The organism is Colwellia sp. TT2012, assembly GCF_001440345.1.
Lineage (GTDB): Bacteria > Pseudomonadota > Gammaproteobacteria > Enterobacterales > Alteromonadaceae > Colwellia.
The window spans coordinates 288,802-309,308 of sequence record NZ_LJYX01000006.1 but is presented as its reverse complement, the minus strand read 5'-3'; the positions used below and the strand labels follow the sequence as shown (position 1 = coordinate 309,308).

Here is a 20,507-nt window from a genome sequence, read left to right as displayed (position 1 = left end):
TTTTAAATATCACACATTTAACTCTAGCCTTAACTCAGGTACGCGATGCAGTTTTTATTAGCAGCTATAACAAAAATAAAAGAATGTCATGTCCTATCGCCAACCCCTATAAAAAACATCCCACTTATTTGGCGAGATAATGCAATAACAAGCCTACCTTCATTATTCATGGCCGGTCTACTGACTGCTGCTTTGTGTGGTGCGGTCTCTGCCGCCGAGCAAGTAGCTAAACAAGCAGCTGAACCAGTAAAGAACACCTCGAGCTCAGCCACTGCCTCACACAATTATTCAGTCAGTAAACAGACCGCCGAAAAATCAGCGATAGAGGCCGTAAACGAAGCTATCCTCTGCAATAGCAATCAGCCAAAAATAAGGTTCAACCCCCAAACAATCTTTGATGAAAACGAAGAAGGCATTACTTTTTTACATCGCTGGGCCAATGCTATTCACATTGATACCAAAATTGTCACCCTAGAAAACGAAGCCAGTTTTTTTATCAATAAATGTATAAAAACCTTTGCTGATATGGCAGAGCTTGAACGCCATTTACGCAGTAGAAAATACCTCAGAGATGCCAAAGTTAGCCGTGATGATGGTAGAGAAAATATCACCATTACTACTTGGGATAACTGGTCATTGATGCCAACGGTAAGTTTTGGCCGTAAAGGTGGCATAAACACTTATAGCTTTGGCATTAAAGAAAGTAATTTGCTCGGCCTAGGCATAGATACTGAAGTTGAGGCATACCGTAACACCCAGCGTTCGGGTTATAAATTACTCGCCACCATCCCTCTTTTTCAAAAACAAAACACCGAGGTTAAGTTACGGTTTGCCGATAATGATGATGGTCAACAATATAGTTTATTTCTGCATAAAATGTTTGCCGGTTTTCATACCAAAACAGCTTATAACTTAGGTTTTAATGAAGAGTCGCGTAACGATACCCTTTTTCAAAATGGTCAAGATCAAAGTATTTATCGCCATGATATTAGTTTCAAAGCAGTTAACTATGCCTGGTTAAACTTTAATAGTGACAGTCGTTTACTACGATACCGTGTCGGCATAACACAAGATAAAAACACTTTTTCAGCGCTAACAAGTGAGCACTATAATGATTTAACCGTCCCGTCCCTCACTAATGTTCGACCTGAAGATAGAGATTTACTCTACCCATGGTTTGCTTTTGAATATATAGAAAAAGATTTTAGAAAGCTGACCAACGTCCATTTGATCACGCAAATAGAAGACTTTAACCATGGCTGGCAACTTAACTCTCGCCTAGGTATAGGTAATGGCAATAAAGAAAACGCCGCATGGACGATCTGGAACATGCGGATAAAAAAAGGCTTTAACCTACATAACAATGCTTTGCTATTACTCGACTTCGCACTAGCGAATGATATTTATCAACATAGGGATAGTCGTTTATTGGTAAAGCTAACAGCGGAGTATTTTTATCAGCTCAATCAGCGTTGGGGATTTTATTTAAGCAATACCAATGTAGCCAGTAAAAATCAATACTTAGATAAGCCAGTGACTATGGGCGGAAATACTGGTTTACGTGGTTTCCCTTTACAATATCAACATGGAAAAAGTAGCATTAAAGCCACGGCAGAAATTAGGTACTATCCACAAATCAATCTCTTTAAACTCTTTGATTTAGCCGCTGTTGCTTTTGTCGATGCCGGTCGAACGTACGGAGAGTCGACGGTTAAAAATATCGAGGAGGGTTGGCTAGGCTCCGTTGGTTTGGGTCTGCGCTTGCACTCCCCACATTCGGGCGGTAACCATCCCATTATCCATATCGACTTTGCCTTGCCACAAAGTGACAATCCCACTATTAATAGTTTTGAAATTAGGGTGCAAGCAAAAAAATCTTTCTAGGCGATTATTTAGCCATAAAAGTAACTTTCCCTGCAACCATTTTTACGGCGTTTGTTTCACAGTAACTAAGAGGTGTTCTATAAAAATCGCTTCAAAATCCTATCAATTTGGGCAATGCGTATTTTTTTCAATAATTTTTGTGGTTTTTCCGGGTAGTCATTAACTGATTCAATATCAGCATGATGCACTATTTTAGTGGTATTCACTAAAATATCGAGTAATTCATCATTAGTAGTTGCTAAAAGCTGCTGACTTGCATCATCAATAAGTAAGCCATTTTCTAAATCCAGTGCCCATGCACGCGGATTTAAATTGCTGCCGGTAATTAAATGGTAGCGATCATCCACACGTAAACCTTTAAGGTGGAAACTATTATCTTTATCTTTCCACAAATGAATATTCAATAAACCTTTATCAATAAAATTTTGGTAGCGCTTAACAAAACGTTTTAATAACATTTCATAAACATAAGGAATAATACCGATAGTACTAAAGTCGTCCGCATTACTGATAAAAAAATCATTGGCCGTTTTATCCCCAACAACCACAGTGATGTTAACACCACGTTTTAATGCTTTGATAACATCTCGGGCAAGTGCATGCGGTAAATTAAAATAAGGCGTGTAAAGTACCATGTTATCGTTAGCGTTTTGTACTAGATGCCGGGTAGCTTGGTTAAGCTGGTTTTTACGGCGACCAAAACCTACTAGCGGCGTAATAAATACTTTCTCATTGACTAGCTTTGGCTGACTAATATTTTGCTGCGAAGCTACGATGTAATGAGATTTTCTTAACTGGACCTTTAACTGTGCAAGGTTTTTCTTTTGCTCAGTGGCATCAGGCAAGTTTGCTTGATTAAGCCGTGGTGCTAGGCCTGAATCAATAAAGGTAGCGCTCAAGTAATGACAAAAACTATCGGCTAAGGCGACACTATTAATAGTACAGTAGCGGTCTAAGCGGTATCGCTCGCCCTGGTGTAAATAAATATCATTAATACTTGCGCCAGTATAAAAGAGCTTATTATCGAAGACCATGCCTTTAAGGTGCAAAACACCAAAGATTTCTTTGCGCTTTACCGCCACGCCATAGATATTAATCGTTTGTGGGTAGTCTTGCGCTAGCTGTAAATACAGGGCACGGTTACCTAAGCTCGATTTTTCACCAATTAAGCCACGTTGACCGCGGTTAAAGTCGACAAAAACATTAATCTCTAGCTCGGGAAAATTTGCTTTCGCTTGGTATAACGCATGGAGAATTTCCCGACCCGCGTCATCATCTTGTAAATACAAAGCAGTAATGAAAATACGCTGACGCGCGCCTGCAATTAATAATAACAACTGCTGCTTATATTCTTTAGGGCTGGTAAAAAACTTAATATCACCGCCATCGACAATTATTTCTTGCACTGTGCTCTATCTAAAAAAGAATTAATTCGCAACAGTATATCAATAATAAACCGAAGAAATATAGACTTTTTCTTCGGTTAACCGCTAGGACATCGGTAGATAAGTGTGGAATGCCGTTAAATTTTCACCGCTAATTCGGCCGCTTGGCGTATCGCACGTTTTGCATCAAGCTCAACAGCGACATTAGCACCGCCAATCAGGTGCACAGTTATGCCACCATCAACAAGTGCTTGTTGCAAGTCTCGATTCGACTCCTGCCCGGCACAGATAATTATATGATCAACTGCCAATAACTGTTCCTTACCATCAACTTCAATCACTAAGCCCTCATCGGTAATGGCTTTATAACTTGCGCCAGCAACCATAGTAACACCCTGTTTAACTAAATTGGCTCTATGTACCCAGCCTGAGGTTTTACCTAAGCCTTTACCCACTTTAGTCGTTTTACGCTGTAACAGGGTGATTTTCCTTTCTGGGTTATGTTTAGGTACATCCTTCTTGTCTAATAAGGCTCCGCCTTGTTGATAACTTTTATCAACCCCCCAATTTTTAAGCCAGGCATCCGGTTCATTGGTCAATGATTTTTCCGACAAGTAAGTGGCCACATCAAAGCCGATACCACCGGCGCCGATAATGGCCACATTATTACCAACGTCAATTTTATCACGTAGTACTTGTAAATAGGTAAGCACTTTCTTGCTGGCAAAACCGGCTGCTAAACCTTCTATATCGAGCTTTCGTGGTTTAATACCCGTTGCCAGTATCACTTCATCAAAACCTGCAGCGAGCAGATTTTCCGCACTTTGCTCACTATTAAGGTGTACTTTAACGCCGTGTAAACTCAGTTGTTTGTTAAAATAGCGTAGAGTCTCAAAGAACTCTTCTTTACCGGGAATTTGCTTAGCAACATTGAACTGGCCACCAATTTCACTCATTTTATCAAATAGTTCAACTTGATGACCTCGTTGAGCCGCATAAACACTAAAAGCTAAACCTGCTGGCCCGGCACCTATCACGGCTAATTTTTTTACTTGTGGTGTTTTTTCAATAACAAGCTCAGTTTCATAACACGCCATAGGATTTACCAGACAAGAAGCACGTTTTTGGGCAAAAACATGGTCTAAACACGCTTGGTTACAACCAATACAGGTATTGATTTCGTCGGCTTTATTATCCGCCGCTTTATTAACAAAGTCGGCATCAGCAAGGAATGGTCTCGCCATTGAGACCATATCTGCCTGCCCTGTCGCTAACACTCGCTCGGCAACATCAGGCGTATTAATTCGGTTAGTGGTAATAAGCGGAATAGAAACTTCCTGCTTCATTTTTTCAGTAATCCAAGTAAATGCTGCTCTAGGTACTGAGGTTACTATGGTAGGTACACGCGATTCATGCCAACCGATACCGGTATTAATCAGGGTCGCGCCAGCTTTTTCAACGGCTTTTGCCATAGTGACCACTTCTGCCCAACTATTACCGCCTTCAACTAAATCCAACATAGATAAACGAAAGATAATAATAAAGTTTTCACCCACTTTGGCGCGCACCGCTTTAATGGTTTCAATGCCTAGGCGCATTCTGTTTTCAATGCTGCCGCCCCAATCATCATCACGTTTATTGGTTCTAAGACAAGAAAACTGGTTAATTAAATAGCCTTCAGAGCCCATAATTTCAACGCCATCGTAACCTGCTTTAGCGGCTAACTTTGCGGCATAAGCAAAATCTTTAATGGTAGATTTAATTTGCCTAACCGACATCGCTTTAGGAGTAAAAGGTGAAATGGGTGATTTAATTTTGCTCGGCGCAACACCAAAAGGATGATAAGCGTATCGTCCGGTATGTAATAATTGCAAACAAATTTTAGTAGGGTATTTATGAACTGCTTCAGTAACTTGCAGGTGTTTTTTTACTTGCCAAAAGTGACATAACTCGCTACCAAAAGGCGCTATTCGGCCGCGTAAGTTAGGGCTAACGCCACCGGTAACAATCAAACCGACGCCACCCTTTGCCCTGGCTTGATAAAAGGCCGCTAATTTAGCAAAACCGCCGCGTTCTTCTTCTAGGCCGGTGTGCATGGAGCCCATCAGAACACGGTTAGCTAATTGGGTAAAGCCAAGGTCTAGTGGCGCTAATAAATGTGGGTAGGCAGTTGTTGTCATAATTATGCTCTGCTATTGGTCGTACCAGTTGATGTATATTCATTAATTTACTGACATTTAGACAAAAACACAAGTTATGATAACATCGCCGAGTTAATATTCACTTATAATAAGTAAGCTGAACTCTGGATAAGCGCACTTGCTCAACAACCGCCTTTATTCGATTCTCTGCGTTAAAACGTCGATAAATAACCCGCTATTGATAATCGTTTGGTCTTACTAATCGAATAAATTGAGCCATTGATTGGCTAGTTAATGATTTTAATTGCTTGTTAATTTTTCCATAAAATATAACCTGTTTATTTTACTTAAATATCAAACAGCCATTAGCCATAGTTCAGCTTAAGTAGTAACACAGCTACTGAGTAAAACATTTAAAATAGCGATAGAATAAAATTTTATGCCCAATAAAAAACAATTAATTGACCTAGTGCTTACTGCATTAACACAAGACCTTCAACAAGCCATTGGTGCCGCCAATGTAGCACATGCCGCTGCGGTTAATGATCAAAGTGTCGCGGAAACACAATATGATACCCTAGCGATAGAGGCTAGCTACTTAGCTGAGGGGCAATCTAAGCGAGTAATTGACTTACAACAGGATATCGATGCCTATAAAGCACTAGATACCAAGGCATTCAACAACAATAGCTATATCGCCTTAGGCGCTTTAGTACAATTATCTGCAGATACGGCAATGAACCACTGGTTCTTTATCGGTCCTGCCGCAGGTGGCTTCCGCTGTAAACTAGCTCAACAAAATATTACCGTCATAACAGCACAATCCCCTATGGGCATGGCACTACTGGGCAAGCAACAAGATGATGATATAGAAGTTACGCTCGGCGCTAATAAGAAAAAAGATTATATTGCTGCGCTCAAATAGGCTCAATAAATCCCTCCTTCAGCGGAGAAAAGCAAAGTTAAATAAAAACTGAGTTGGCTTATACCCGTAACCATTCAAGATGCATGTTTCAGAGTGCTTGAGCAATGTCAATTCAATGCGCTGTGATGAAATAATGGTTGTTCCATTATGAGTTACAGCAACGACGAAGTGATGTTGCTCAAACGCTGCTTCGATGGGTATATATTAACTAGACACTATTTTAAAACCGATTTTCAACGTCACTTGATAATGGCCGACCGAGCCATTGACAATATGACCTCGGGTTTCTGTGACCTCAAACCAATCCATATTGCTGACTGTTTTATTGCACTCAGCCAAGGCATTTTCTATAGCATCTTCGATACTGGTTGTCGATGAACCAACCATTTCAATTTTTTTGTAAGTGTGATGATTAGACATGAGTGCACTCGCTAAATTAAGGGACAAGGTAACCCTTAGTTTAGCGTGCTTTTACTCGTTTGCTCGGTGAGATTAGACTATAGCCGTTACCAATCAAAATGAAGGATATCAGTGGCAGTTAAAATGCCTTTAGGCAAGGAAAAACTCTCTCGCTGACCTAGCTTTGTAGCAAGGCTTTAATCGCGACTAAATCAACCTTTTTATCATCCACTTTTAAATAAGCAACCGATTCAGTATGAACGAGTGTTGCTTCGATAACGCCAGGCATATTAATTAATAGTTCAGCCATTTTATTGGCTTCTTCTTCACCGGTAATATTGGTGGCAAAGCTAAAACTTTTTGATTTTTTTAATGGCTGCATGCCAAAACTTAATAACAACCAAATCACAGTGACCACAGCCATCACTAAGAAAATAGTTTGCTCGCCATACTGACTGGCAATAAAACCACCGACAATACCACCGACAAACGCGCCTAAAAACTGGCTACTTGAATAAACCCCCATAACACTACCTTTAACACCGGCAGGCGCTATACGAGATAAGATTGACGGCATGGTTGCTTCTAAATAGTTAAAGGCGGTGAAAAACATCACCACTGACAGTATTAGACTCCAAAAGCCACTGGGTAATAACCAAAGTAAAAATAGCGCCAAAGCTAATAGCGCAATAGCAGCGCTAAACATAGGTTTTTCTTTTTGCTTCTTAATGGCAAAAATCATAAAAGGCACCATTAAACAGAAAGAGCCGAGTAAGGCCGGCAAGTATATTTGCCAATGGTTTTCCAGCGCCAAGCCACTGGCAACAAACTGCTTCGGCAAGGTAACAAAACAAGCTGTTAAGGCCATATGTAAAATGAACACGCCCCAATTTAATCGAGATAATTGTGGATGACGTATTAAACGGCTTATTTGTGCTGGTAAGGCGACATGATCACCACGCGGAGCTTTATTCACCGAGTTAGGCACCATAAATTGGATCATAGCCATGGCTAAAATGGTCAGAAAACCGGTAAACCAAAATAAACCACTTAACCCGACAACATCAGCTACTATTGGCCCTAAAATCATGGCAAGGGTGAAGGATAAACCGATAAACATGCCAATGGTTGCCATCACTTTGGGTCGCTGCTCTTCACGACTTAAATCGGCCGCTAAGGCGAGTACTGCACTAGCAATAGCGCCCATACCTTGAATTGCTCGCCCGAGCACGACACCATATATAGTCTCGGACATTGCCGCGACAATACTACCAATAAGAAAGACCACTAAACCGGCCAGAATGACGGGTTTCCGACCAAACTTATCTGAAAGCATACCCATAGGTATTTGCAATAAAGCTTGCGTTAAGCCATAAGCGCCAATTGCTAATCCTAACCAAATAGGGCTATATCCCGTAAGTTGCTCACCATAGATGGCAAAGATGGGTAGTATCATGAATAAGCCTAACATGCGCACACCAAAGACACTGGCTAAGGTGATGGCGGCTATTTTCTCAATACGGTTTAAACCTGAAACACTCATAACGTTGCTAAAACCTAAATAAAATGAAGAACTAGGAAAAATGGCCGCTAGTTTAACACGCAAAGTTGCACAACAAAATGCCCACGATGAAAACAAGAGCAATAGCATGAGACTAGTTTTTATAGCGTTGTTTTTATGACATAATAGTCGGTTCTATTTTATCGCTAGTTGAGTTTAAAAAACGCATGAAAAGTATTGAAGTCAGAGGGGCGCGCACACACAACCTCAAAGACATTAGTTTAACAATTCCTCGAGATAAACTCGTGGTTATTACCGGTCTTTCTGGCTCAGGAAAATCTTCTCTTGCCTTTGATACGCTTTACGCTGAAGGACAACGCCGTTATGTTGAGTCGCTTTCAGCTTATGCCCGTCAATTTTTATCGTTAATGGAAAAACCTGATGTTGATCATATTGAAGGTTTATCGCCGGCTATTTCTATTGAACAAAAATCAACCTCTCATAATCCACGTTCAACCGTAGGAACCACCACTGAGATTTACGATTACTTGCGTTTACTTTATGCCCGAGTTGGTGAGCCGCGTTGTCCCGAGCATGGTCAAGCACTCGCAGCACAAACGGTTTCACAAATGGTTGATAAGGTTTTAGCCCTTGAACAAGGCACAAAAGTGATGCTACTTGCTCCTATTATCCAAGACCGTAAAGGCGAACATGTAAAGCTGCTTGATAACTTAGCCGCGCAAGGTTTTATTCGTGCCCGCATTGATGGTGAAATTTGTGACTTATCCGATCCTCCGCCATTAGAATTACAGAAAAAACACACCATAGAAGTTGTCGTTGATCGTTTAAAAGTGCGTGATGAGATTCAGTTACGCCTTTCTGAGTCTTTTGAAACAACCTTAGGCTTAACCGGGGGGACCGCAAAAGTTGCCTTTATGGATGAGCCAGACCGAGAAGAGTTACTGTTCTCGGCTAATTTTGCCTGTTCACATTGTGGTTACAGCATGGAAGAATTAGAGCCGCGCTTATTCTCCTTTAATAATCCCGCCGGCGCTTGTCAAACCTGTGACGGTTTAGGTATTGAACAATTTTTCGATAGTAGTCGCGTTATCGCCAACGAAAAATTAAGCCTTGCTGACGGTGCGGTCCGTGGCTGGGACAAACGTAATTTTTATTACTTTCAAATGCTACAAGCGTTGGCCGAACATTATAACTTTAAAGTGGATAAACCTTTTAACAGCTTATCCGCGGAAGCGCAAAAAGTTGTACTTTATGGTAGTGGTAAACAAGAAATTGAATTTAAATATATGAACGACCGTGGTGATGTGGTGATGCGTAAACATCCCTTTGAAGGCATCATCAATAATATGCAGCGCCGCTATAAAGAAACCGAGTCCAACTCGGTGCGTGAAGAGCTAGGCAAATATCTTAATTCACATCATTGTCCTGACTGTAATGGTAGTCGCTTACGGTTAGAGGCCCGTAATGTCTTTATTGATGATACGCCGTTACCGGTTATCGCTGAATTATCCATCAGTGATGCCCTCACTTTTTTCCAAGGTTTGACCCTCACCGGTCAAAAAGGCCAAGTAGCCGAGAAGATATTAAAAGAAATAAACCAACGTTTAGGCTTTCTGGTTAATGTTGGCCTTAATTACCTAAATTTATCACGCGGTGCTAACACCCTATCGGGGGGTGAAGCACAACGCATACGCCTTGCAAGCCAAATTGGCGCAGGTTTAGTTGGCGTTATGTATGTACTAGATGAGCCCTCTATTGGCTTACATCAACGAGATAATGAACGCTTGCTTAGCACCTTAATACACCTGCGTGATTTAGGTAATACCGTTATTGTGGTTGAGCATGATGAAGAGGCCATTCGCGCGGCTGATCACATCATTGATATAGGCCCTGGAGCTGGAGTACATGGCGGTGAAATTATCGCCCAAGGCACAGTAGAGGATATTTTAGCCTGTAAAGAGTCACTCACGGGTAGATACCTTTCTGGCGTAGAAAGAATTGAAATACCAAAAAAGCGTCATACCTTTAATAAAAAAGCCGTGATAGAGCTAAAAGGTGCCAGCGGCAACAACTTAAAGAATGTTAATTTAGTGATTCCAACCGGTTTGATGACCTGTATTACCGGGGTTTCAGGCTCAGGAAAATCAACACTGATTAACGACACCTTATACAAACTTGCTCATATTGAGCTAAATGGTGCCACCATTGATGAGCCTGCCCCCTATAAAAGCATTCACGGTTTAGAGCATTTAGATAAAGTTATCGACATTGATCAAAGCCCGATTGGTAGAACGCCACGTTCAAACCCGGCCACTTATACCGGCATATTTACCGCGGTACGTGACATCTTTGCCGCCACACAAGAATCACGTTCACGGGGTTATAAGTCAGGACGTTTTAGCTTTAATGTTAAAGGCGGTCGCTGTGAAGCTTGCCAAGGTGATGGCATGATCAAGGTTGAAATGCACTTTTTACCTGATGTTTACGTGCCCTGTGATGTCTGTAAGTGTAAGCGCTATAACCGTGAGACCTTAGAAGTATTGTACAAGGGTAAAAATATCCATCAAGTATTGGATATGACCATTGAAGATGCCTTTGAATTTTACCAGGCCATCCCGTCGATAAAGCGCAAGTTGCAAACCTTAATGGATGTTGGCTTAAGTTATATAAAATTGGGCCAATCGGCAGTAACCCTCTCTGGTGGTGAAGCCCAGCGCATTAAACTATCAAAAGAGTTATCTAAACGAGATACTGGCAAAACCTTATATATTTTAGATGAGCCGACCACGGGTTTACATTTTCACGATATAAAACAATTACTGCATGTTATTCATCGATTACGTGACCATGGTAATACCGTAGTGGTGATTGAGCATAACTTAGATGTGATAAAAACTGCCGACTGGATCATTGATTTAGGTCCAGAAGGTGGTGCCGGTGGTGGTGAAATATTAGTGGCTGGCACACCCGAGCAGGTAGCTGATCATAAAACTTCACATACGGCGAGATTTTTAAAACCCTTACTGCAAAAATCCTAATACCAACCAAGCATAACGGACGTTCTCCGTTATGCTTGCTTTCTTATCCTTTCTCAACAGGTTTATTATGCATATCAACAATAGTGAACGCCTTAAATTTAGGCTAATGGACGCTCAAGATGCCCAAGCCTTGTGGCAGATAGATCAAGACCCACAAGTGATGAAATATCTGAACGGTGGTAAGCCAACTAGTATGGAGCAAGTTAATAGTGTTTTTATCCCTAGGATGGAGAAATACCGTGATAGCAAGTTAGGCTGGGGAATTTGGCAAGTATCCAACAAATTAACCGATGAGTATTTAGGCTGGGTATTAATCCGCCCTATGGCATTTTTTACTGACTCGCCCAACGTTAAAGATTTAGAATTAGGCTGGCGTTTTTTCCAAAGCACTTGGGGCAAGGGTTACGCCACAGAAGCCGTTAAAAACGCCGTGGTCGCGAATACGGATGTTAGCCATGTTTCGGCGCTAGCTGTTGCCGATAATGCCGGTTCAATCGGCGTGATGAAAAAAATGGGCATGAGCTTTGTCAGAGCTTATTTACATACTGATCCCATCGGCGATTTTGATGCGGTTCATTATCAAATGTCATTGAATAGCTAAGCTAATCCTTGCAAATAATAGCGTATGTTAAAGTACTCATACGCTAATTAAACAAAGTCTTTATACTTTGAATTCCGACACTAATAAATTCAAATTATTCGCCAGCTCAGCCAACTCTTTACTTGAGTGCTGAGTATTTTCAGCTTCAACAGAAGTACTATCTGATATAGTTGAAATGTTAGTAATATTACGATTAATCTCCTCGTTAACACTCGTTTGCTCTTCTGCAGCAGTAGCAATTTGCGCCGCCATATTATTTATGGAGGCAACAGATTCTGTAATCTTCTGCAGTGCATCACCCGCTGAGCTAGCTTGCTCAACAGACTTCTCCACTTGTTGATTACTCTTTTTCATCAGTATTACTGCATGTTCTGAGCCTTGTTGTAAGCGCTCAATCATCTGTTGAATCTCTTGCGTAGAAGTTTCTGTGCGAGATGCTAATGATCTAACTTCATCAGCAACTACAGCAAAACCACGCCCCTGTTCTCCTGCCCTTGCAGCTTCAATAGCAGCATTTAATGCGAGTAAGTTAGTTTGCTCAGCAATACCTTTAATGACATCTAAAACCCGACCTATCTCTTGGCTATCACTAGATACTTTATCAATTGATTCTGAGGCCGTTTGAATGCCTGATGCTAAATCAGAGATACCCTTAACTGTATTTGAAACTATCTCACGTCCTTGCAGCGCCTGTTGGTTAGCATCTTCTGCACCTGTAGCCGTATTAGCAGCATTTTGTGCAATTTCTTGTGCTGTCATTGCCATTTCATTCATAGCTGTAGCAACCATATCCGTTTCCAGACGTTGACTTCGTATATGTGAGCTGGTGGTTTCACTAGAGTTGGCCAATTGGTTTGAGGCATTATGTAAGCGATTAACAATACTAACCACCTCCGTTAGGGTATGATGAAATTTTTGTAATAATGAATCAAAAGCCCTACTTACTGCGCCAAGCTCATCACCAGAATCAACGTTAGTACGAATAGTTAAGTTAGAGCTAGACTCAATTTCTTCAAAGGCACGTCTAAGCTTCTCAAGTGGGGTAATGATACTTTTCATGGTAAAAAAACCAAGTAGCACTGACACTAAAACAGCGGTAATTGAAATGATTATTGTCACGGACAACGATGATTCGACTGCATCTGCTGAGGTCTGATAAATAACGACTTTATTGTTATCAACCAACGTCCTTAATGAGGCAAAGTCCGTTCTAGAACTGTTCGCTAGCGGACTGAACTCCTTTTTATACTTTTTCCACGCTGCTTGCTGTTCTGATATGCTACTTGTTTCCGACAGCGTATTCATTAAACGTAAGCTTTCGTTTAAGAATTTCATTGTCGACTGCTTCGACTTTAATGTTAAAGAAGTCAACTGAGATTTAACTTGTTCATCACTAACAATTTTTACGGTATGAGCTAATTTATCAAAGTGTCCAGAAATATCATTGATTCTCTGCTCAAGCTTATTGTGGTTTTTTTGATAATTATCTCCTAGCATAATGCTACGCGTTAAACGCGAGACATAATTCAAATCACGATTTACTTCTAGAATGGTTGTTTCTAATACAACGGCACTTTGACTGAATTGCATAAAAGCACTCTTAATTAATAAAAGTTGCATAATAGAAAAGCTAGCTACTGAAATAAGTGCTAATAGCAAAACCCCAGTTAACAAACTTATTTTCATCTTTACTGAAACATTACTTAAAAAAGCCATTAATTTCTCTCCAAACTGGTAAGGGATATTTTTCATTTAAAGCAATAAATGTCACCAAATGATTAATAAATAATTGTAGGCAACTATTAATTTTCTGTCGGTAAACATTGATTAAATTCTTATTTTCTTAGGTGAGTAACCACTACTTACGAGGTAGTAGTGGTTATTATATTTATCGGCAGACATGTACTTTTCAATAATATTTTTAAAAATTTCTTTATCAACTTATCTAAAGGCATCAATCAATTGACTAAGTATTAGGCTAAAGTCTAATACTTAAGCGTCACTATAATTACTCATTGTTATCTCATACTTATTAAGCTACCTGAACCCCGTAGGCGAGAACTTATTCGCGCTAGTTGTGCGGCAGTGAACATAGAGTATTGTTTTTAGCATCCGTTAGCCTTTTTCAATGCGTGGCGATATTTCTAAGCTGCCTGTGGTGAACCCCGTAGGCGGGAACTTGTTCGCGCTAGTTGTGCGGCAGTGAACATTTTTAGTTCATGAGATAATGCAGGAGCAATTATCCTGAGCATATTCTCCTGAACAACCATTATTTCATCACAGCGCCTTGAATTGAAATTGCTCAAGCACTCTGAAATAGGCATCTTGAATGGTTACGGGTATATATATATTGAGGTGAATTCCATGGAAAAAGCCCACTAAACCTACTTCTTAGGGTTTAGTTTAAGCGTATTTCTCTCTGCTGGTTTACTATCATGAGTAGGCCAGATATCACTAGGGCTCAATTTTTTGGCTGTATCTTGATTAGTTGCTGTGGTTTTTTTAGGCGTGTACAGATACGGAGTCGACTGACTTATATTAAGGTCTTCATCTATTTTTTTTGTCAGTTGATCCATATCTAATGGCGCTTTAGGCTGAGCGGTATCAATCGCGGTTTTACTAGAGTGCTGCACCGCAGCATTAATTTCTGCCATTTCCTCCTTCGTTAAATCTCGCCACTGCCCTGGACTTAAATTGCCCAGTTCAACGTTCATAATACGTGAACGTTTAAGTTTTAGCACTTCATAATCAAGGTATTCACACATGCGGCGAATTTGACGATTTAACCCCTGAGTTAATACAATAGTGAAAACAAAACGACTTTCCACCCGCACAATACAAGGTTTAGTAATGGTGCCTAGAATAGGTACACCACGAGACATACGCAAAATAAAGCGTTCGCTGATGGGTTTATCCACTGTCACTATATATTCTTTATCGTGGGCATTTTCTGCCCTTAATATCTTATTAACAATATCACCATCACTGGTGAGAAAGATCAAACCTTCAGAGGGTTTATCTAAACGACCAATAGGAAATATGCGTTTTTTATGACCAATAGCATCGATAATATTGCCTCTGACATGCTTCTCCGTAGTACAGGTAATACCAGTAGGCTTGTTATAAGCTATATAGATACGATCCGATTTATCATCACTAATTGGCTCGATATTATAGCCATCTACTTTAACGACATCCCCCTCTAACACCTTGGTACCTAGCTCTGGCACTTTATCATTAATGGTGACACGGTTATCTTCTATCATTTTATCGGCACTACGGCGCGAACAGAAACCAGAATCACTAATGTATTTGTTTAAACGTTTTGGGAAGATTGATGTGGTCAATGTAATCGCTACTTATGTTTTGGTGCATTTTTAATTATCACTATTATACTCAAAAGTATCACCAATGTATTAATCATCTGCAAAACACTATGCTAATTTTTGCACATCGCGGCGCCAGTGCCCTTGAACCAGAAAACACCCTACCAGCATTGAACGCCGCATGTACGGCTGATACCGTTGCAGTTGAATTTGATATCCATCAGGTAGATGGCAAGTTAATGGTTATACATGATCGCTATCTTGAGCGCACCACCTCAGGAAGTGGTTTATTAATAGCGCATAACTTTGTCCAATTACGCCAACTTGATGCGGGTAACGGAGCGGTAATTCCCACCCTAGACGAAGCTTTAGCGGTAGTTGCTCAGCAATGCATTATTAATATTGAGCTCAAAGGTATTGCAATAGAAGATCTTTCACTCTTATTCCAATACTTAGATGATGCTAAGGCTGTGCTTAAATTAGACTTTAATAAAATACTACTATCCTCATTTAACCATCACTTATTACAAGTAATCTATCGCCATAGGCCTGAGTTTAATCTTGGTGCCTTAACCGCTTGCCTGCCACTAGAACATGCTAAATTTGCGGAGCAGTTAGCCGCTTATTCCGTCCATATTGTGGTCGACTATGTTAGTGCTGAGTTTGTTAGTGATGCTCACCAACGAGGGCTAAAGGTTTATGTTTATATTGTGGATAAATTACCTGACATTAAAAAGATGAAAGCATTAGGGGTAGATGGAATTTTTGCCAACAACCCCGCTCAAGCTAGGCAATATTTACAACAAATAACGAGCCACTCAGCTTAGTACATAGTGCTTGCTACAAAGCGGTTAGTGGCTTAACGTCAAAGAAATTAGCGCAACTAAATAACTCTTTTTCCTGCTTGGTACAGAGCCGCTAGTGGGTTGACGCCAAACTGATAACACAGCTCTGCCGGTTGCTCGATATTCCATAGCGCAATATCCGCATCATAGCCAACTGCAAGCTGACCTTTAGAATCTGTCAGTCCTAATGCTTTAGCGCCATAACAAGTAATACCTGCCAATGCCTCGCTTGGTGTTAACTTAAATAAGGTACAGGCCATATTAAGCATCAAATGAATATTATGAATGGGAGAGGTGCCTGGGTTGGCATCGGTGGCCACGGCCATAGGTACTTGATGTTTACGAAGCAAGTCTATTGGTGGTAATTGTGTCTCACGCAGGAAGTAAAAAGCACCGGGTAATAATACTGCGGTCATGCCTGATTTTTTCATCGCTTTAATGCCGGCTTCATCTAAGAACTCAATATGATCAGAAGACAAGGCATCATAGTTTGCCGCAAGCTCAGAAGCACCGAGGTTAGATAATTGCTCGGCATGAACTTTAATCGGTAAGTTATGCGCTTGGGCGGCATCAAAAACACGCTTGGTTTGCTCAAGTGTAAAGCCTATACCTTCACAAAACACATCAACAGCGTCGGCTAAGTTTTCCTTAACAACTTGCGGCAACATTTCATTGCAAACAAGATCAAGGTAGCCATCGGCATTATCTTTATACTCAGTCGGCAAAGCATGGGCGCCAAGAAAAGTACGCTTGATGGTCACTGGCAGTTCAGCCGCTAACAGGCCAGCGACTTTTAACATTTTAATTTCGTTAACCGTATCTAAACCATAACCTGATTTAATTTCAACGGTAGTGACACCTTGTTGATGCAAAGCGGTTAAACGCGGCAAAGCGCTGGCGAGTAATTCTTGCTCACTAGCCTTACGCGTAGCTGCCACAGTGGAGACGATACCACCGCCAGCGTTAGCTATTTCTTCATAGCTTTTGCCTTGTAAGCGCATTTCAAATTCATTGGCACGGTTACCACCATAAACAAGGTGAGTATGACAATCGATTAAACCTGGCGTTAACCATTGCCCTTTACCATCGATAATATCAATTGCTGCCTGACTCGAGCTGTTGCTATCTTTAGCTAATAAAGCGTCCGGCAAGTCACTTTCTTTGCCTAACCAAGCAATTTTACCATCACTGATTGCTAATGCTGCTTGAGTAATTTCACCGTAGCTATTGCTGCCATCAGTCATGGTGGCTAGATTTACATTGATATAAAGAGTTTGCCATTGTTTAAAATTTATCATACCGCGACCTAATGAAAAAATGATGAAAGTGAACATGTCCACTATGATAGAAAAATTTTACCTTTTAAATAACCAATACGCAACTTGTATATACAACTCTTGCCTTTTTATTAAAGATGTGAGATGGTGTAAAGAAGTTCAACACACTCAAATATAATCATGACTGCCAATTCTACTGCCCCTTTTACTGTTCATTCTAGTAACAGCACTGACCATAACTCAAGCAAAAAAGATAAGCCTGCTAAGTATACTATTATTAAACAATATATCCGTGAAAATATTGAGTCAGGTGAATGGCCACAGCATGCCAAGGTGCCTTCTGAAAATGAATTAACTCAACAATTCAATGTTAGTCGTATGACCGCAAGACGTGCTTTACAAGATTTAACTGAGCAAGGCATCTTAGTACGATCACAAGGCGCCGGCACCTTTGTCGCAACGTTTAAGTCGCAATCATCGTTACTAGAAATTCGTAATATTAGTGATGAAATTAGTGAGCGTGGCCACCAACATAAAGCCAAACAATTATTACTCAAATCAATAGCTGTTACCGAAGAATTAGCCATTTTATTAAATTTAAAAAATAATGAACACGTCTTTTATTCGGAGATTTTACATCTTGAAAATGGTGAGGCTATTCAATTAGAGCAGCGTTATGTTAATGCCAGTTTAGTGCCTGAATATTTATTACAAAACTTCACCATGATTACCCCGCATGAGTACCTGTCATCCGTGGCGCCATTAACAGAAGCAACTCATGAAGTAGAAGCGATATTAGCAAGCACAGAAATTTGTCAGCTATTAGAGATCGCAACAAATATCCCCTGCTTACAAGTAAAACGTCGTACCTGGTCAAAACAAGGCGTAGTGAGTTTCGCTATTTTAACATCGCCAGGCGATAAGTACCGTTTAGGTAGCCATCTTAAATTTTAAAGTGCTGCCAAAAATAGACACTTTAGCCTAGATGAGTAGCTGATATTACTCGGTATAAAAAATAGTATAAGAAATGGTAAAAGAGCACTGTATATGGGGGGGAATTGTAGAGCTATTCCGATCATACGGAATAGCTCTAGGGTTTAGCCTGTTACAGTGATAAGTTATTTATAATATCGTCATCAACTCGGCTAGCTAAGGTAACTTTAAGCTTAGGCGTTCTGGCCATTTCTCGTTTTATAGCAAAATTGGCTTCTTCATTTCGTGCCCAACTACGACGGGCAATACCATTGTTAACATCAAATAACAGCATAGATTTAAGTTTGCGTTCGGCATCATCAGTTCCATCAAGTAGCATACCAAAACCACCGTTGGTTACTTCACCCCAACCTACCCCGCCACCATTATGGATAGAAACCCAAGTGGCACCACGGAAGCTGTCACCAATAACATTATGAATAGCCATGTCGGCAGTAAAGCGACTACCATCATAAATATTAGACGTTTCACGGTATGGTGAATCTGTACCACTGACATCATGGTGATCACGACCAAGTACTATAGGGCCAATTTCACCACTTTTAATGGCATCGTTAAAGGCTTTAGCAATTTCCATTCTGCCTTGGGCATCCGCATAAAGAATTCGAGCTTGTGAGCCAACCACTAAGTTGTTTTTCTTCGCGTCTTTAATCCAAGTAATGTTGTCTTGCATTTGTTGCTTAATTTCTTCTGGCGACTCTTGCATAATTTTTTCAAGCACGCTTGCGGCAATAACATCAGTTTTATCTAGATCTTCAGATTTACCCGAAGCACATACCCAACGAAATGGTCCAAAACCATAGTCAAAACACATTGGCCCTAAGATGTCTTGCACGTAGGATGGGTATTTAAAGTCAATGCCATTTTCAGCCATAACATCGCCACCGGCGCGTGAGGCTTCGAGTAAGAAAGCGTTGCCATAATCGAAGAAATAAGTACCTTTAGCGGTATGTTTATTTATTGCATCGGCATGACGCTTAAGTGTTTCTTGTACTTTAACTTTGAACACTTCCGGCTCTTCTCGAATTAATCGATTCGATTCTTCATAGCTAATATCTACTGGGTAATAACCGCCTGACCATGGGTTATGTAATGACGTTTGGTCTGAGCCTAGGTGAATGAAAACGTCTTTTTCATAGAAACTCTCCCATACATCAACGATATTACCTATGTAGGCAATCGAGACGACTTCTTCATTTGCTTGTGCTGCTTTGACGCGTGTTACCAGTTCATCCATGTTATCAATAAGCTCGTCAACCCAACCTTGCTGATGACGTTTAGTGGCTGCATTTTCATTCACTTCTGCACAGACAGTAATACAGTTAGCAATATTACCCGCTTTAGGTTGCGCACCACTCATGCCACCTAAGCCTGATGTTAGGAATACTTTACCCTTAGTCGTTTCGCCTTTGTTCTTACCATTATTAAGGACTTTACGAAAGGCATTCATCAGCGTAATTGTGGTGCCATGGACAATGCCTTGTGGGCCAATATACATGAAAGAACCGGCCGTCATTTGCCCGTATTGCGTGACACCTAAGGCATTGAACTTTTCCCAGTCATCAGGTTTTGAGTAATTAGGGATCATCATGCCATTAGTTACCACAACACGAGGCGCATCTGGCGATGACGGGAATAACCCCATTGGGTGGCCAGAATAAATATGCAAGGTTTGGTCATTTTCCATTTCACTTAAATACTTCATTACCAACAAGTATTGCGCCCAGTTTTGAAAAACTGCACCATTACCGCCATAAGTAATTAGCTCTTGTGGATGCTGAGCAACGGCAGGATCTAGGTTGTTATCAACCATTAACATGATTGCCGCGGCCTGAGTACATTGTGCAGGATAGTCGCTAAGTGGGCGTGCTTTTAAAGCATAATTTGGCTTGAATCGGTACATATAGATACGACCAAGATCTTTTAGTTCTTGAGCAAACTCACCCGCCAATTCTTGATGCCATTCTTTCGGGAAGTAACGTAAGGCGTTTCTAACGGCCAACTGTTTTTCGTCAGCTGATAGAATGTCTTTACGCTTAGGAGCACGATTGGCATCTGCTGGATAAACCCTTACTGGTGGTAATTGGCTAGGGATGCCTTGCTTAATAGTCTCTTTTAACAGCGTTAGCTCTTGAACATTCATCGTTGTTGTCATAGCAATGACCCCTTTA

14 protein-coding genes are annotated in these 20,507 nt (G+C 40.7%); 6 read left to right on the top strand and 8 right to left on the bottom strand.

What is annotated here, in order from left to right; genetic code table 11:
- Nucleotides 1–45 precede the first annotated feature (45 nt).
- The gene (locus ASU03_RS03090) at nucleotides 46–1,884 is read left to right on the top strand and encodes a BamA/TamA family outer membrane protein (RefSeq protein WP_057830421.1); all 1,839 of its coding nucleotides are present in this window, start codon (nucleotides 46–48) and stop codon (nucleotides 1,882–1,884) included.
- 77 nt (nucleotides 1,885–1,961) lie between these two features.
- On the opposite strand, the gene pssA is transcribed toward ASU03_RS03090, so the two are convergent.
- Both pssA and ASU03_RS03080 read right to left on the bottom strand, forming a co-directional pair.
- Nucleotides 1,962–3,290, bottom strand: a complete 1,329-nt coding sequence (gene pssA / locus ASU03_RS03085) for a CDP-diacylglycerol--serine O-phosphatidyltransferase (protein ID WP_057830420.1) — start codon at nucleotides 3,288–3,290, stop codon at nucleotides 1,962–1,964.
- Nucleotides 3,291–3,406: 116 nt separating this feature from the next.
- Nucleotides 3,407–5,449 (bottom strand): oxidoreductase, encoded by a 2,043-nt coding sequence (locus ASU03_RS03080; protein ID WP_057830419.1) that lies wholly within the window; start codon nucleotides 5,447–5,449, stop codon nucleotides 3,407–3,409.
- Between the two features lie 400 nt (nucleotides 5,450–5,849).
- Between ASU03_RS03080 and ASU03_RS03075 the strand changes: the two genes are divergently transcribed.
- Entirely contained in the window at nucleotides 5,850–6,335 is a 486-nt protein-coding gene (locus ASU03_RS03075) for a GreA/GreB family elongation factor (protein ID WP_057830418.1), read from the top strand.
- Nucleotides 6,336–6,539: 204 nt separating this feature from the next.
- On the opposite strand, the gene ASU03_RS03070 is transcribed toward ASU03_RS03075, so the two are convergent.
- Both ASU03_RS03070 and ASU03_RS03065 read right to left on the bottom strand, forming a co-directional pair.
- The gene (locus tag ASU03_RS03070; protein WP_057830417.1) at nucleotides 6,540–6,755 is read right to left on the bottom strand and encodes a dodecin; all 216 of its coding nucleotides are present in this window, start codon (nucleotides 6,753–6,755) and stop codon (nucleotides 6,540–6,542) included.
- 157 nt (nucleotides 6,756–6,912) lie between these two features.
- Nucleotides 6,913–8,277, bottom strand: coding sequence for an MFS transporter (locus tag ASU03_RS03065; protein ID WP_057830416.1), 1,365 nt, complete (start codon nucleotides 8,275–8,277; stop codon nucleotides 6,913–6,915).
- A 185-nt stretch (nucleotides 8,278–8,462) separates the two neighbouring features.
- Here ASU03_RS03065 and uvrA point away from each other — a divergent pair, with 185 nt between their 5' ends.
- Together uvrA and ASU03_RS03055 are read left to right on the top strand one after the other, a co-directional pair.
- Nucleotides 8,463–11,294, top strand: a complete 2,832-nt coding sequence (uvrA, locus tag ASU03_RS03060) for an excinuclease ABC subunit UvrA (RefSeq protein WP_057830415.1) — start codon at nucleotides 8,463–8,465, stop codon at nucleotides 11,292–11,294.
- Nucleotides 11,295–11,361: 67 nt separating this feature from the next.
- Nucleotides 11,362–11,895, top strand: a complete 534-nt coding sequence (locus tag ASU03_RS03055) for a GNAT family N-acetyltransferase (RefSeq protein ID WP_057830414.1) — start codon at nucleotides 11,362–11,364, stop codon at nucleotides 11,893–11,895.
- A 60-nt stretch (nucleotides 11,896–11,955) separates the two neighbouring features.
- On the opposite strand, the gene ASU03_RS03050 is transcribed toward ASU03_RS03055, so the two are convergent.
- Together ASU03_RS03050 and ASU03_RS03045 are read right to left on the bottom strand one after the other, a co-directional pair.
- A complete protein-coding gene (locus ASU03_RS03050) occupies nucleotides 11,956–13,611 on the bottom strand; it encodes a methyl-accepting chemotaxis protein (protein WP_057830413.1) in 1,656 nt (551 codons plus the stop codon).
- Between the two features lie 668 nt (nucleotides 13,612–14,279).
- A complete protein-coding gene (locus tag ASU03_RS03045) occupies nucleotides 14,280–15,161 on the bottom strand; it encodes a pseudouridine synthase (RefSeq protein WP_231731501.1) in 882 nt (293 codons plus the stop codon).
- A 170-nt stretch (nucleotides 15,162–15,331) separates the two neighbouring features.
- On the opposite strand from ASU03_RS03045, the gene ASU03_RS03040 reads away from it, so the two are divergent.
- Nucleotides 15,332–16,048, top strand: coding sequence for a glycerophosphodiester phosphodiesterase (locus tag ASU03_RS03040; RefSeq protein ID WP_057830411.1), 717 nt, complete (start codon nucleotides 15,332–15,334; stop codon nucleotides 16,046–16,048).
- Nucleotides 16,049–16,104: 56 nt separating this feature from the next.
- On the opposite strand, the gene hutI is transcribed toward ASU03_RS03040, so the two are convergent.
- Nucleotides 16,105–17,364, bottom strand: a complete 1,260-nt coding sequence (hutI, locus tag ASU03_RS03035; protein WP_057830976.1) for an imidazolonepropionase — start codon at nucleotides 17,362–17,364, stop codon at nucleotides 16,105–16,107.
- Between the two features lie 159 nt (nucleotides 17,365–17,523).
- Here hutI and hutC point away from each other — a divergent pair, with 159 nt between their 5' ends.
- Complete coding sequence (gene hutC / locus ASU03_RS03030) at nucleotides 17,524–18,297, top strand: histidine utilization repressor (protein ID WP_082627119.1); 774 nt, start codon at nucleotides 17,524–17,526, stop codon at nucleotides 18,295–18,297.
- 151 nt (nucleotides 18,298–18,448) lie between these two features.
- Here the strand turns inward: hutC and ASU03_RS03025 are convergent, their stop codons facing one another.
- On the bottom strand, nucleotides 18,449–20,491 hold the full coding sequence (locus ASU03_RS03025) for a urocanate hydratase (RefSeq protein ID WP_057830410.1): 2,043 nt from the start codon (nucleotides 20,489–20,491) through the stop codon (nucleotides 18,449–18,451).
- Nucleotides 20,492–20,507 lie beyond the last annotated feature (16 nt).